The sequence below is a fragment of the Chlamydiales bacterium genome (genome assembly GCA_031292375.1).
In the GTDB taxonomy this organism is placed as follows: domain Bacteria; phylum Chlamydiota; class Chlamydiia; order Chlamydiales; family VFKH01; genus JARLHF01.
In genome coordinates, this window is the sequence record JARLHF010000038.1 from 1 (window position 1) to 13,752 (window position 13,752).

The 13,752-nt window shown below is 40.7% G+C and carries 7 protein-coding genes, 3 tRNA genes and 1 pseudogene; 1 reads left to right on the plus strand and 10 read right to left on the minus strand.

The annotated features are described in order from the left end of the window. From P4L16_04975 to P4L16_04985, 3 genes are all read right to left on the minus strand, one after another. The coding region (locus P4L16_04975) for an autotransporter-associated beta strand repeat-containing protein (protein MDR3624475.1) at positions 1-6,438 on the minus strand (6,438 nt) is incomplete at its 3' end. Positions 6,439-6,523: 85 nt separating this feature from the next. Further along, a complete protein-coding gene (locus P4L16_04980; protein ID MDR3624476.1) occupies positions 6,524-7,666 on the minus strand; it encodes a glycosyltransferase in 1,143 nt (380 codons plus the stop codon). 405 nt (positions 7,667-8,071) lie between these two features. Continuing rightward, entirely contained in the window at positions 8,072-9,211 is a 1,140-nt protein-coding gene (locus tag P4L16_04985) for a 1-deoxy-D-xylulose-5-phosphate reductoisomerase (GenBank protein ID MDR3624477.1), read from the minus strand. Positions 9,212-9,414: 203 nt separating this feature from the next. On the opposite strand from P4L16_04985, the gene P4L16_04990 reads away from it, so the two are divergent. Then, entirely contained in the window at positions 9,415-10,194 is a 780-nt protein-coding gene (locus P4L16_04990) for a hypothetical protein (GenBank protein ID MDR3624478.1), read from the plus strand. 29 nt (positions 10,195-10,223) lie between these two features. Here the strand turns inward: P4L16_04990 and P4L16_04995 are convergent. From P4L16_04995 to P4L16_05025, 7 genes and pseudogenes are all read right to left on the minus strand, one after another. After that, a tRNA-Lys gene (locus P4L16_04995) sits at positions 10,224-10,297 on the minus strand. A gap of 4 nt (positions 10,298-10,301) precedes the next feature. Next, positions 10,302-10,376: transfer RNA gene (locus tag P4L16_05000), tRNA-Glu, on the minus strand. Positions 10,377-10,484: 108 nt separating this feature from the next. Continuing rightward, entirely contained in the window at positions 10,485-11,033 is a 549-nt protein-coding gene (gene frr, locus P4L16_05005; GenBank protein ID MDR3624479.1) for a ribosome recycling factor, read from the minus strand. Between the two features lie 7 nt (positions 11,034-11,040). Next, positions 11,041-11,742: a UMP kinase gene (gene pyrH / locus P4L16_05010; protein ID MDR3624480.1), complete on the minus strand. Its 702-nt coding sequence runs from the start codon at positions 11,740-11,742 to the stop codon at positions 11,041-11,043. A gap of 119 nt (positions 11,743-11,861) precedes the next feature. Further along, positions 11,862-12,728, minus strand: a complete 867-nt coding sequence (gene tsf / locus P4L16_05015) for a translation elongation factor Ts (protein ID MDR3624481.1) — start codon at positions 12,726-12,728, stop codon at positions 11,862-11,864. Between the two features lie 95 nt (positions 12,729-12,823). Next, positions 12,824-13,525, minus strand: a pseudogene (gene rpsB / locus P4L16_05020) (30S ribosomal protein S2). Positions 13,526-13,622: 97 nt separating this feature from the next. After that, a tRNA-Gly gene (locus P4L16_05025) sits at positions 13,623-13,693 on the minus strand. Between the last annotated feature and the right edge of the window lie 59 nt (positions 13,694-13,752).

Below are 13,752 nucleotides of genomic sequence, written 5' to 3' on the forward strand. Positions count from 1 at the left end.
CGTACTTGATGTCTCATTAATAGTTAAAGTACCAGTGCCCAAATGCAGCGTACCAGCTCCTGCAAGTGGTCCAAAGCTCTGTGTTGTATTGCTCATATCGAGAATACCAGCGACAGTTACAGTTCCTGTAGTTGCTAAATTGCTTCCACCCACTAATTGAAGCGTACCTGCTGATATATCCGTGCCTCCAGTATAAGTATTGGCACCAGAAAATACGAGTGTCCCTGCGCCCGACTGCGTAAGAGAACCAGTGCCACTAATAATTCCAGATAATGTACCTGTACCAGAAGCAACTGCTATGGTATCACTACCTGTTAAAGTAATAGCATTGCTAGCCGATACTGTATCCGACACATTTAAAGTAGTACCAGCTGACATGGCAAGCGTACTTGTTCCAAGACCAGAACCATTACTAAGATTGATGATACCAGTATTAAGGTTTGTGCCACCCGTGTAAGTATTGCTTCCACTCAATCCAAGAGCGCCACTACCTACTTTAACAAGAGATCCAGATCCGCTAATAACACCCGTTAAGGACCCTGTGCCAGAAGCTACACCCACAGTATCGCTACCCGTTAGTGTAATTGCATTACCAGCAGATACTGTATTCGATAGGTTCAACGTAGTTCCAGCTGACATAGCAAGCGTACTTGTTCCAAGACCCGTACTGCTACCTAAATCGATGCTACCAGAAGAAAGAGTTGTACCTCCTGTATAGGTATTATTTCCACTTAATCCAAGAGCTCCGCTACCCGCTACAGTAAGTGATCCAGATCCGCTAATAATACCTGTCAATGAACCTGTACCAGAGATTACTCCCACATTATCGCCACCTGTCAATATAATTGCGTTGCTAGCAGATACTGCGTTCGATAGATTTAAAGTGGTGCCAGCTGATAGGGCAAGCGTACTTGTTCCAAGACCTGTGCTACTGCCAAGATTGATAATACCAGAAGAGAGGGTTGTGCCACCCGTGTAAGTATTGTTTCCACTTAATCCAAGAGCGCCACTACCTGTCACGGTAAGAGAGCCACTTCCCTTAATAATACCTGTTAAGGATCCTGTACCAGTAGCAACTCCCACTGTATCGCCACCTGTCAATGTAATTGCGTTACCAGCAGATATTGTATCCGATAGATTCAAAGTAGTTCCAGCTGACATGGCAAGTGTGCTTGTTCCAAGACCAGAATTATTGCCAAGATTGATGATACCAGAAGAAAGGGTTGTACCTCCTGTATAAGTGTTGTTTCCGCTTAATCCAAGAGCTCCACTACCTGTCATAGTAAGAGATCCAGAGCCACTAATAACACCCGTTAAAGATCCCGTACCAGTAGCAACTCCTATCGTATCACTGCCTGTCAAGGTAATTGCGTTACCGGCAGATACCGTATCTGATAGGTTTAAGGTGGTACTAGCTGACATGGCAAGTGTGCTTGTTCCAAGACCTGCGCCATTACCTAAATCAATAGAACCAGCAGTAAGTGTCGTACCTCCTGTATAAGTATTACTTCCACCCAATCCAAGAGCTCCACTACCTGCTTTAACAAGAGATCCAGACCCACTAATGATACCTGTCAAAGATCCTGTACCAGATGCTACACCCACAGTATCGCTACCTGCCAATGTAATTGCATTACCAGCAGATACTGTATCTGATAAGTTCAAAGTGGTTCCGGCTGATAGGGCAAGTGTGCTTGTTCCAAGACCTGAGCTATTACCCAGATTGATAATGCCAGCAGAAAGCGTTGTGCCTCCTGTATAAGTACTGTTTCCACTTAGTCCAAGAGCGCCACTACCTGCTTTAGTAAGAGATCCAGATCCACTAATGACACCTGTCAAAGAGCCTGCACCACTTGTAATAGAAATATTTTCAGCAGCACTTAAAGTGATGGCATTACCAGTAGACACTGTATTTAAAAGAGTTAAGGTAGTAGATGCATCCATCACAAGTGTGCCCGTTCCAAGACCAGAACTACTTCCAAGAATAATAGTGCCAGCAGAAAGCTCTGTGCCCTGTGAATATGTATTTTGTCCAGACAAGGTAAGAGCGCTACTACCTGCCTTAACTATATGTCCAGCTCCATCAACAACTCCAGAAAATGTCGTATTCGACGTCTCATTAATAGTTAAAGTACCAGTGCCCAAATGCAGTGTACCAGCTCCTGCAAGCGGTCCAAAGCTCTGTGTTGTATTGCTCATATCGAGAATACCCGAGACAGTTACTGTTCCTGTAGTTGCTAAATTGCTTCCACCTACTAGTTGAAGTGTACCTGCTGAAACGTCCGTACCACCTGTATAAGTATTGGCACCAGAAAATACGAGTGCTCCTGCGCCCGACTGAGTAAGAGAACCAGTGCCACTAATAATTCCAGATAGTGTACCTGTGCCACTTGCAACAGAGATTGCATCGGAGCCACTCAAAGTGATTGCATTACTAGCAGAGACTGTATCTGATAAATTTAAAGTAGTTCCAGCTGACATGGCAAGTGTACTTGTTCCAAGGCCAGAACCATTACCAAGATTAATAGATCCAGCAGTAAGCGCCGTACCACCTGTATAGGTATTATTTCCACTTAACCCAAGAGCGCCACTACCTGCCATAGTAAGAGATCCAGATCCACTAATAATACCTGTTAGAGACCCTGTACCACTTGAAACAGTAACATTTTCAGCGGCAACTAAAGTAATAGAGTTACCAGTAGACACGGTATTTAAAAGAGTTAAAGTAGTAGATGCATCCATTACAAGCGTACCTGTTCCAAGACCGGAACTACTTCCAAGAATAATAGTGCCAGCAGAAAGTTCTGTTCCCTGTGAATATGTATTTTGTCCAGACAGAGTAAGGGCGCTACTACCTGCCTTAACTATGTACCCAGCTCCATCAACAACTCCAGAAAATGTCGTACTTGATGTCTCATTAATAGTTAAAGTACCAGTGCCTAAATGCAGCGTACCAGCTCCTGCAAGTGGTCCAAAGCTCTGTGTTGTATTGCTCATATCGAGAATACCAGCGACAGTTACAGTTCCTGTAGTTGCTAAATTACTTCCACCTACTAGTTGAAGTGTACCTGCTGAAACGTCCGTACCACCTGTATAAGTATTGGCACCAGAAAATACGAGCGTTCCTGCACCTGATTGCGTAAGAGAGCCCGATCCACTAATAATTCCAGATAACGTACCTGTACCAGAAGCAATTGCTATGGTGTCACTACCTGTTAAAGTAATAGCGTTGCTAGCCGATACTGTATCCGACACATTTAAAGTAGTACCAGCTGACATGGCAAGCGTACTTGTTCCAAGACCAGAACCATTACTAAGGTTGATGATACCAGTATTAAGATTTGTACCACCCGTGTAAGTATTGCTTCCACTCAATCCAAGAGCGCCACTACCTACTTTAACAAGAGATCCAGATCCACTAATAACACCAGTTAAGGACCCTGTACCAGAAGCAACACCCACAGCATCGCTACCTGTTAGTGTAATTGCATTACCAGCAGATACTGTATTCGATAGGTTCAAAGTGGTTCCAGCTGACATGGCAAGCGTACTTGTTCCAAGACCCGTACTGCTACCTAAATCAATAGAACCAGAAGAAAGAGTTGTGCCTCCCGTATAGGTATTATTTCCACTTAACCCAAGAGCACCACTACCTGCCACAGTAAGCGATCCAGATCCACTAATAACACCTGTCAATGAACCCGTACCGGAAGTAACTCCCACAGTATCGCCACCTGTCAATGTAATTGCGTTGCTAGCAGACACTGCGTTCGATAGATTTAAAGTGGTGCCAGCTGATAGGGCAAGCGTACTTGTTCCAAGGCCCGTACTGCTACCTAAATCGATGCTACCAGAAGAAAGAGTTGTACCTCCCGTATAAGTATTATTTCCACTTAGTCCAAGAGCACCGCTACCTGCCACAGTAAGCGATCCAGATCCACTAATAACACCTGTCAATGAACCCGTACCGGAAATCACTCCTACATTATCACCACCTGTCAATGTAATTGCGTTGCTAGCAGACACTGCGTTCGATAGGTTCAAGGTAGTACCAGCTGACAGGGCAAGTGTGCTTGTTCCAAGACCTGCGCTATTGCCCAAGTTAATGATGCCAGAAGAGAGTGTTGTGCCACCTGTATAAGTATTGTTTCCACTTAATCCAAGAGCACCACTACCTGTCACGCTAAGAGAGCCGCTTCCCTTAATAATACCTGTTAAAGATCCCGTACCAGTAGCAACTCCCACAGTATCGCTACCTGTTAATGTAATTGCGTTACTAGCCGATACTGTATCCGATAGATTCAAAGTAGTTCCAGCTGACATGGCAAGTGTGCTTGTTCCAAGACCTGTATTATTACCCAAATCAATAGAACCAGAAGTAAGTGTCGTACCTCCTGTATAAGTATTGCTTCCACTTAATCCAAGAGCGCCACTACCTGCTACAGTAAGTGATCCAGATCCGCTAATAACACCTGTTAAAGATCCTGTACCAGAAGCTACACCCACAGTATCACTACCTGCCAGTGTGATTGCGTTGCCAGCAGATATCGTATCTGACACATTTAAAGTAGTTCCAGCTGACATGGCAAGTGTGCTTGTTCCAAGACCTGTATTATTACCCAAATCAATAGAACCAGCAGCAAGTGTCGTGCCTCCTGTATAAGTATTACTTCCACCCAATCCAAGAGCGCCACCACCTGCTTTAACAAGAGATCCAGACCCACTAATGACACCTGTCAAAGATCCTGTACCAGAAGCTACACCCACAGCATCACTACCTGCCAGCGTAATTGCATTACCAGCAGATACTGTGTTCGATAAGTTCAAAGTTGTTCCAGCTGACAGGGCAAGTGTGCTTGTTCCAAGACCTGTGCTACTTCCCAAATCAATAGTACCAGCAGTAAGTGCCGTACCACCTGTATAAGTATTATTTCCACTTAATCCAAGAGCTCCACTACCTGCCACAGTAAGAGATCCAGACCCGCTGATGACACCCGTTAAGGACCCTGTACCACTTGTAACAGAAACATTTTCTGCAGCACTTAAAGTAATTGCGTTACCAGTAGACACTGTATTTAAAAGAGTTAAAGTGGTAGACGCATCCATTACAAGCGTGCCCGTTCCAATTCCAGAGCTACTTCCAAGAATAATAGTGCCAGCAGAAAGTTCTGTGCCTTGTGAATATGTATTTTGTCCGGACAGAGTAAGGGCGCTACTACCTGCTTTAACTATATGCCCAGCCCCATCGACAACTCCAGAAAATGTCGTATTCGATGCTTCATTAATAGTTAAAGTACCCGTTCCCAAATGCACAGTACCGCTACCTGCAAGTGGTCCAAAGCTCTGTGTTGTATTGCTCATATCGAGAATACCAGCAACTGTTACTGTTCCTGTAGTTGCTAAATTACCTCCACCTACTAGTTGAAGCGTACCTGCTGATACATCCGTGCCTCCAGTATAAGTATTGGCACCAGAAAATACGAGCGTTCCTGCGCCTGATTGAGTAAGGGATCCAGATCCACTAATGATTCCAGATAATGTACCTGTGCCACTTGCAACAGAGATTGCATCAGAGCCACTCAGAGTAATAGCATTGCCAGTAGATACTGTATTCGATAGGTTCAACGTAGTTCCAGCTGACATAGCAAGCGTACTTGTCCCAAGGCCAGAGCTACTGCCCAGATTAATACTACCAGAAGAAAGAGTCGTTCCACCTGAAAATGTATTATTCCCGTTCAATCCAAGAGTGCCTGTAGAAGAAAACACAAGACTACCAGGACCAGAAATCACACCTGCAATCGCACTAGAACCTCCTGATAACGTCAATGCGTTACCGCTTCCAAGGCTAACTGTATCACTACTATTTCCAAAGTTAAGCGTTGAAACGCTTATCGAACTATTAACTGCCAAATTACCAATGTTTGTGCTCGTACTTGAAATATTTAAAGTTGATGTACCGCTGATTCCAGAAGAGCCTGTATCAAATGTAATATTGCCTGTACCGCCCCCTGTAACGATGTAAGAAATATTGCTATGAGAGGCCCCTGCATCATAATCACCAGACGCAAAAGTTCCCGACTGAAACTCTATTGAACCATTGCCCTCAAGAGCAACCGTACCAGATCCAATGACACCATTTCCTGCACCAGATAAAATTGTCATTGTATCATTATCTATTGTAACAAGAGTGGCCGAATTCGGCGGAGTAAGAGACAATATGCCTATTGCAGAAGAAGCCCCTGAAAGAATGGGCTGATTTGATACATTGGGAATAGCTGCAGTGGCTCCACTGCCACTTGGAACCGTACTATTATTCCAATTCCCCGATGTATTCCAATCTGTTGATGTACCTCCTGTCCACGTCGATGTTTGTGCATCAAGACTTTTTGAAAGAAGTGTACCCGTTATAATTGCAATCGTTGCAATCGATCTAATCATATAAAACCATATTCATTAAAAAAGATATAAAATGTAGGTTTTACTTTTTTCTTTATTTATTGGCAAAATAAATAATAAACTTTGTCTATTTTATAGAAATAGGCGCACTGAGTTCCTCAACTGTCTTTTTAATTTTGGATCTAACACCCTCTGGAAGGCACTCTCGCTTCAGTACATGTTGGTAGGCTTTTAAAGCCTGCTCTTTAGCCCCCAGGCAACGCGCGCTATCTGCATATATGCAAAGAGAGCCATACTCATAAAACCAATCTTCTACAAAATATCCATCTTGTGGTTTTTTTATACCCAAGGCCTGTACAGCAAGCGCGTAAGCTAATATAAAATTTCCGCGTTGCAAATGGTGCAATGCTAAAAGCCCTAAAGGCTCTGCCCTAATAGGTCTTTGTTGAAAAGCCTGACAATATTCTTTTGTTATCACATCAGATGGGAAGCCCATTTCATCATGCAATCTTGCGACTGTATACAACGAATACCATTTTTCATCCAGAGATCCTTCCATCTGCACCCTTCTCTCATAGTATTTAAGAGCCAATATTTTTTGATTCGCATTAAGATAACACTGGGCAAGACAAAAAACAGCATGGCTGTCTGTAGGATTTTTTCTTACTTCAATTTCCAAGGTCTCTGCATCCTTTAAATGCCTATTGGGGTCACTAGCATGACAACCATCTTGAACATTGATAAGCTTAACCCCATTCATACTTCTTTGAAAATCAAGAACCATTCCCTCACAACTAATGCTTTCATGAACAGATCCCGTCCAATGCCATGGATAGCTTGCATCTACTAACAATATATGCTTACTTGTAAGGCCTCCTGGCTCCTCTGTAGTAACATAATAATAGGGATCTTCCAATGTTGCTTCATTAAACGTAGGCTCAAACTCCAATCTCTGATCTGCATCAATAAATAAAATGTAGTCAGCCTTATCTCTTGCAAGATCAAGCGCTTCATTGCGATTATACTCAAAATTAACCCAAGACCTCTCATGCAATTCTCCAGGCTTATTTTTCATACATTGACAAATGATCTGCTTTGTTGCATCGCAAGAACCCATGTCAACAATAACCCAATAATCAATCTTATCTTTGCATGAATTAAGACAACGCTCAATGATAGCACTCTCATCTTTAACAATCATATTTAGACAGACTGTTTTAGCGTCTGCTACACACGTGCAAATTAAAAATAAAATTATAACAAAACGCATACAACCCTAAACAATTATTTTCTCAAAAAAAATGATCTTATAAAATGAAGTGAGAAGCTTCAATCTTGTTCATTTTATACTAGACTTCTTGCGTAATCACATTTGCTTGTTAAAATTGTCTTTTTTGACATCTTTATCGTTAAATTTATCAACCATATGCTCACATATGCTTGATAAATTTATCAATAAATCTACTCAAAAAATTTCAATTTTTCTAAGCAAAGCTAATTATGCAAGAAGTCTACTGAACTACTTCAAAATCACTTGACGTATCAAATTGCGATAGCGAATACGAAATTAAGATGCGATAAAATGTAATTACGCAAGAAGTCTAATATTGAATCGCCTCATGTTTTAGGCTAATCTTGCGCAATTTTGTCTTTTCACGCAAGATTTATAATATAATTAAATTTTTAGAGCATCTCTACGAGCAGACTCATCTACAGCTAAAATGGATTCTAAAGAAACATCTTGATGATTTTGACAATTTCCCATGAGCCTTTCTAGTTTTTCACTAATGCTCATCCAAGAAATCTCTTTTTTCAAGAAACGATTAACTAAAACTTCATTTGCAGCATTCATGTAGCAAGGCAATGTTCCACCTAAACGCAGCGCCTCATATGCAAGAGAGAGACAGCGAAATTTTGAAATATCTGGTTGTATAAAATCCAACCTTGAATTTTTTACAAAGTCATAAGGCTTTAATAGGCCCTGAAACCGCTCTGGATAGGTCATTGCATATTGAATGGGAATAACCATATCTGGCTCACACATCTGAGCCATAATAGAACCATCAATAAACTCTACCATGCTATGAATTTTTTGTTGAGGATGTATTATAACTTCAATTTGATCTAACTGGGCACCAAACAGCCAATAAGCCTCGATAACTTCTAATCCCTTATTCATCAATGTTGAAGAGTCTATAGTAATTTTTGCTCCCATTGCAAAGTTAGGATGCTTTAAAGCATCCTCTACAGTAACTTGTCCAAGCTGCTCAAGACTCCATTCACGAAAAGGACCTCCTGAACTTGTCAATATAATCCGGCGCACTGATTTAGGATCTTCATGATGCAAGCACTGAAAAACAGCACTATGCTCGCTATCTACAGGTATCAAAGCTACATTATGCTCCTTTACCAAGGGCATGATATAAGCTCCTGCAGCAACCAAAACCTCTTTATTAGCCAATGCGATCGCTTTTTTTGCTTTAATTGCTTCTATCGTTGGCAATAAACCCACAGAACCCACAATTGCTGCAACTACTGTTTCAGCTTCATGGTGAGTTGCAACTTCGCATAACCCTTCCATACCACCAAGCACGCGAATATGAGGTAATTTTTTTTGCAAGATCAAGGCTTTTTCTTTATCATACACAGCAATTAAGCGTGGAGCATATTCCCATGCTTGTTGCTCTAATAGATCGATATTTTCTTTTGCTGAAAGAGCAACTATTTCAACCTTTTCATTAGAGTTTGAAGCGATTTTTAAGGCATTTTTACCAATTGAACCCGTACTTCCAAGCACAGAAATTTTTCTACGCATTTACAATGCTACTCCTGTAAAATATTGTATACACAAACAAGTTCAAAAATTGGTTTTTGAACTTGTTTGTGTATAACAATGATGAAGAAATCTCTTCTTAAACTCAAGTGAGAAAAGGCATTTAGAAAAATGATAAAATTTTATTTACTTGCTGATTTATTCCAATTCCTGGAAAACAAAGAAATTTAATTTATGGATGTCTTATGAAAAAACAACTCTTACTTACAACCGCTCTCTTTGCACAATGCACAATTTATGCTCTTGCAGAGCTCAATCCAGCAGCACCCGCGCTTTTAAGCCAAGGGGTATTTCGTAATGATTGCAATGATAATTTTGGCGTAAAATTTGGATATGTTGGCAACTTTGTTACTGCCGATCGTTTAAAAACTGTTACTACAGGTGCAGTAAGAACCACAGGCTATACAACAAACTCTGGCATACTTACCTTAAACTTTTGGAAGAGAATCGATCTTTATGGCTCTGTCGGTGTATTTTCGTATGATTCAAACAATGCTATTCCAGATGTGGGAGATGTCATCCTACATTCAGCAACAAGAACACATTGGGGCGTCGGGCTAAAAGCTGTATTATGGGAGGCCAATTGGGCACACTATGGAACTACCTATATAGGAGCAAACGTACAATATGGGGCTGCAGTACGAACACCAGTGGATAGCGCAACATTGAATGGAGCTACTGCAACACATACACTATCCTACACCGATCACTCTTCACAATACAGCCTTGGCTTATCTCATAAAATAAGCTGTCTAGTTCCTTATCTTGGCGTCTACTGGGCCAACGAACGAGGAATTGCCAATGGAGCACTCGATGGTGTTGTTTCTAGCAGTAATAAAACAAGAGATCATTTTGGATGGTTTTTCGGAACAACCCTACTTGATACAGGACGCATGAGCGTAACTGCAGAGGCACGTTTCTTATCAGAAACAGCTCTCTCAGTTGGAGCTGACATAAGATTTTAAAAAACTATTATAACACTAACAAAAAAAATTGAGTCTTGATGGACTTGAACCATCGACCCCCTCATTAAAAGTGAGGTGCTCTAACCAACTGAGCTAAAGACTCAAGATGACCCCAAGGGGATTCGAACCCCTGTTATCGGAATGAAAATCCGGTGTCCTAGACCTGACTAGACGATGGGGCCAGATTTTCCTCTTGTAATAAGAAGTTTCTAAAAACACTCCCAGGACAAGAAGTGCTTGAGTTTACAGTGACACAGAATTTCATGCAACAGTTTTATACACAAACAATCTCAAATTTCCATTACATCTTTTTCTTTTGCATGAGCTGCATCGTCAATCTCTTTGCAGGACTTATCTGTTAAATCTTGAATCTGCTTTTCAAGTCTTTTCATCTGATCTTCTGCAATATCACCCGCGCTTTTCTGCTTCTTTACCGATTCGTTACACTCGCGTCTAATATTACGTATACTAACCTTTGCTTCTTCCGCTTTTTTCTTACAAAGCTTTACCATTTCCTGCCTTGCATTAGAATCCATTGGAGGGATCTTAATACGAACAACATTTCCATCAGCAATAGGCTGCAAATTCAGATTTGCCTTTTCTATAGCTTTTGCAATACTACCTACATTATTAGGGTCAAATGGTGTAATTAATAATTGTCTGCCCTCAGGAGCCGTTACATTCGCAACACCCTTTAACCGGGTAGGCGTTCCAAAAACATCTACCGTAACTGAATCAAGCATGCTAGGATTTGCTCTACCTGTCCGAATGGACTTCAATTCCGTTTTTAAATGCTCAACAGCTGCCGTCATCTTAGTTTTTGCTGATTCATAACTCATAAAACTCTTACTCCTTTGATACAAGCGTTCCAATATTACTTTGAAATACAGCCTTTTTTAAACTATCTTGAGCAAAAATGTCAAAGACTAGAATAGGTAGCTGATTTTCCATACATAAGGCCGTAGCTGTAAGATCCATGACAGCAAGAGACTTTTCAAGCACTTCTGAATAAGAAATTTTATCATATTTTACAGCATCAGGGTATTTGTGAGGATCTTTATCATAAACACCATCCACTTTTGTAGCTTTTAACATAATATCAGCCCCTATTTCAATTGCTCTCAAAGCCGCAGCAGTATCCGTTGTAAAAAAGGGCATTCCTGTACCACCCACAAAAATTAAAGCAAAACCCTGTTCTAAATAAGCAATGGCCTTTGCAGGTGAATACTCCTCTACAAAATTACCACAAGCAATTGCGCTTAAAACCTTCACCTTGCACCCAATGCTTATAAATAACTCTTGCAATGCTATCCCATTAATGAGTGTTGCAAGCATACCCATCTGATCAGATGCAACTCTTGATATTCCAAGAAGAGCATTCTGATTGCCTCTAAAAATATTACCGCCTCCAATTACAATACCTACTTGTATTGAATCTTCCTGAAGCTGTTTAACTGACCTTGCAATGATAAGTGCTGTCTCTTTCCCTACAATTTCTTGGCCCAGAAGGGCTTCTCCTGATAGTTTAAGTAAAATACGTTTTAACAAAATGTGTCTCCTAAAAAACTTCCGCTAAAAACAAAAACCCCTCTCTTTTGAGAAGGGTTTTCTGCTATAACTTAAAAGCAACCTAAAGTAAAAACTTCGGTTGCTGCCTTGCGAAAAACTCAAGTTGCTACGCTTTGCTCACCAACTTGCCAGCGCAAAAATCGCTTTAGTTTAATTGGCTTGCCAATTTCTTTTGCCTTAGCTGCAACAAGCTGCTCTATTGTAATTGTATGATCTTTTACAAATTTTTGACGAAGCAAACAGACTTGGTCATAAAAGGCGTTGATCTTACCTTCTACAATTTTTGCAATAATATTCTCAGGCTTACCTTTTACCTGCCCCTTTGCAATATCCTCTTCATGGGCTTTAACATCAGCCGGGATTTCACTTGAATCTAGGTATTGAGGTGCTTCTGCTGCAATATGCATTGCTATATCTTTTGCTAAAGCCTCTTCACCAGAAGCTCCTTCAATTTCAACAAAAGTTACAATTTTACCACCCATATGAGAGTAAAAACCAAGTGAGCGATCGTTACCTTTTTGAAAAACTGCGATACGTTGTACTTTTAGGTTCTCACCAATGCTCTGAACAACGATTGCTCTATGTTGGTCTATTGTTAACGAATGATCTTTAGAAAATTTCTGTTGTAAAAACGCGTCCACAGAGACGGGCGTAGTATTTGCAACTTCTAGAGCAAGTTCACTCAAAAATTTCTGAAATGATTCATTCTTTGCAACAAAGTCAGTTTCTGCATTTACTTCAATCAAAGCAAGCGCCTTTGCAGACTCAGCAACACCTATCAAACCTTCCTTGGTCTCACGCCCCTCTTTTTTAACAGCGGATGCAATACCTGCTTTTCTTAAATTTGCAATTGCAAGATCCATATCGCCACCAGATTGGTCCAATGCCTCTTTACATTTTGCCATGCCAACACCTGTTCTTGCACGTAGCTCTTTAACCATTTCTGCAGTTACTGGTTTTGTCATACAATCCCCTCTACACTAAAAGATTCTTCTTCAGCTGATGAAACATGTTTTGCTTCCTCAGCTTCATCTTCCATTACACTCTCTTTTCCAGAAGAAAGACGCATGTCGTTTTTCTGTTCAATAATTGCTTGTGTAATGACTTGTAAAATCAATTTAATGCTCTTTAAGGCATCATCATTGCAAGGGATAACAAGTTGAATTGGATCTGGATCACAGTTAGTATCAACTAGTCCTAAAACAGGTATATTCAATTTATTAGCTTCAGCAACAGCCAAATGTTCAAGACTTGGGTCAACAACGATGATAAGACCTGGAACTCTACGCATGGTTCTTACGCCACCTAAATTCTTATTGAGCTTCTCCTGCGTTTTTACAAGCAACGAAACTTCCTTTTTAGTAAGTCCTTCAGAACCTATTGCAACCTTTTTTTCTACTTTTTCTAATTTTTTTACAGATTGACGAATGGTCTGTAAATTTGTGAGCATACCACCCAACCAGCGTTCTGCAACATAAAACTCATTACACGCTTCAGCACATTCTTTGATGACACTTTTTGCTTGTTTTTTTGTGCCAACAAACAAGATAGTCTTGCGTGAAGCCACAATTTTTCTTACAAACTCAACAGCCAAACGAATTTGTTGCATTGTCTTTGCTAGGTCAATGATGTATAGACCATTACGCTCCTCAAAAATGAATCTTTTCATTTTTGGGTTCCAGCGGCGCTTTTGGTGACCAAAATGTGCGCCTGCTTCTAAAAGTTCCTTAATTGTAATCTCAGCCAAGCCTTGTCCCTTTATATTGACGACGGTATTTTTGCTTTAATCCTTAGTTTGCTTTAATCCTTAGATTTACAAAAATTTCAGTCTTGGTATTAATAATGTTTTTAAAAAGAAAAGCGCCTGATCAGAATCGAACTGACACAAGTAGCTTGGAAGGCTACGGTTCTACCATTGAACTACAGGCGCAAAACTCGGCTTAAGTTATATAAAAACTCACAATTTTATATCAAGAAGAATTGTACCTC